The following is a 1,960-nucleotide window of genomic DNA, read 5'->3' as shown; positions in this document are numbered from 1 at the left end:
GCTTGATGGGGAGGGTTAAGCCCACTATGGGGGGGAGGCGGGCCTGGCTAATCTGGCCTATGCCCACCGCTAACAGCACTATGCCGTCGAGGGCCACCCGCTCCCGCGAGCCGGGGCCGCCCCACGACTCCGACAGCCGGTTCAGGCCGAGCACGATGTCGACGATCCACATGACCGCGCCCGCGGCCACCGAGGACAGCAGCACCCTGGTGATCGTCCGGCCGACATTGGCCATCCGCAGATCGCCCAGGCTGCGGTGCAGCAGGTAGCCGCCGATGGCCGCGCCGACGCCGAAGCTCACGCCGTTGACCACGCCGAGCACCAGCACCACCTGGTCGGGCGAACCGGCGATCGTCGGCGCCAGGGCCGACAGCGAGATCTTCACGCCCGTGATGCCCAGGATGATCCAGGTCGGCGTCCAGGCCTGCTCCCTGGCGTAGAACACGCGAAGATGGATCAGCACCAGCGAGTACGGAATCAGCGAGAACGCCGACCAGGCCAACGCGTCGCCGAGGCGGCCCGCGTCACCGGCGAAGCGCGCGTAGCCGAACAGCGCCTCGCCGACCTGCGTGCCCGCCAGGGTGAAGAAGGTGACCACCGGCAGCAGCGCGATCATGGTCAGGCGGGTGGCCACCGACAGGTCGTCGACCACGGCCGGGGTGTCGTCGGCGGCGGCGTTGCGGCTGAGCCTCGGCATGATCGCGGTCAGCAGGGTCACGCCGAGCACGCCGTAGGGCAACTGCAACAGCAGCCAGGTGTAGGAGTAGATCGCCGGGCCCGCCTCGTCGGACTTGGAGGCGATGTTGTTGGCGAAGACCAGGCCGATCTGGCTGATCAGCACGTAGAGGATGATCGCCGCGCCCATGGTGCCGAACTGCTTGAGCCGGTCGTCGAGACCCCACAGCGGGCGCAGGTCGATGTTCTCGCGCCGGATCGCGGGCAACAGCACCAGCGCCTGGGTGACCACGCCCAGGGTGACGCCGACGCCGAGCACGAGCAGCTTCGGATCGCTCATCCGCACCGGGTCGAGGCTGATCTCGCCCGGCGTCAGCGCGTAGGCGGCCAGCACGGCCAGCACGACCACGTTGTTGAGCACCGGCGCCCACGCGCCCGGCTTGAAGTTCTGCCTGGTGTTGAGCACCGCGGTGAACAGCGCGGACATGCCGTAGAACAGGATCGCCGGGACCAGCAGGAAGGTCAGCGCCGTGGTCAGCGCGGTGTTGACCTCGCCGTCGGAGTCGACGAACACCCGGGTGGCCAGGATCGGGGTGGCGGCCAGGGTGAGTGTGGTGGCGACGGCGAGCACGGTGAACGCCGCCGTCACCAGCCTGCGCACGAACGCGCGACCGCCGTCGGGATCCTCGTTCTCGGCGCGCACCAGGGTGGGCACCACGATCGCGGTCAGCACCGCGCCGAGCACCAGCTCGGCGATCATGTTCGGGATCAGGCTGGCCGAGGTGAACGCACTGGCGATCTCCGGGCCGAGCACGGCCGCGAGCATGAGCACCTTGGCGAAGCCGGTGATGCGGCTGACCAGGGTGGCCACCGCGATCGACCCGGAATCGCGCAGCAGCCTGGCCGCCGCGCTCTTCTTGCCCGACTCCTCGCTCCCGGTCTTCGCCGGTTCCTCCGTCTCGTCGTCCCAGTCGGTGCTTGGGCTGTTGTCCCTCGGCTTGGGCGGCGGGACGAAACGGCTCGGTGCCTGACGTCCGCCCCCCGCGGCGACCGGCTCGGGGGCGGGTTGTGCGGCGGCCCGGCCCGGCACCGGCATGACCGGGCGCGCGCCGTGCGGCGGAGTGGCCGGACGCTCGCTCCACGGTCCGCGATCGCCGGGGGCGCGTGGCGGGATGCGGGTCGGTTCGGCGAGTGGTCGCGGCGCGGGCTCGTCGGCCGGATAGCCCGCTCGACCCGGATGCGGCTTCTGCGCCGCCGGGCGCGAGCCCGGCCCCTGTTCCGGGGG

At 71.2% G+C, this 1,960-nt stretch carries 1 protein-coding gene; it reads right to left on the bottom strand.

Going from position 1 to position 1,960, the window contains the following annotated elements; all coding sequences use genetic code 11:
* The coding region (murJ, locus tag QH283_RS13325) for a murein biosynthesis integral membrane protein MurJ (protein WP_280503314.1) at positions 1-1,771 on the bottom strand (1,771 nt) is incomplete at its 3' end.
* Between the last annotated feature and the right edge of the window lie 189 nt (positions 1,772-1,960).

The organism is Nocardia farcinica (genome assembly GCF_029867845.1).
GTDB classification, from domain to species: Bacteria; Actinomycetota; Actinomycetes; order Mycobacteriales; family Mycobacteriaceae; genus Nocardia; species Nocardia farcinica_A.
The sequence above is the reverse complement of the archived record's forward strand: the minus strand, read 5'-3'. Positions and strand labels throughout refer to the sequence as shown.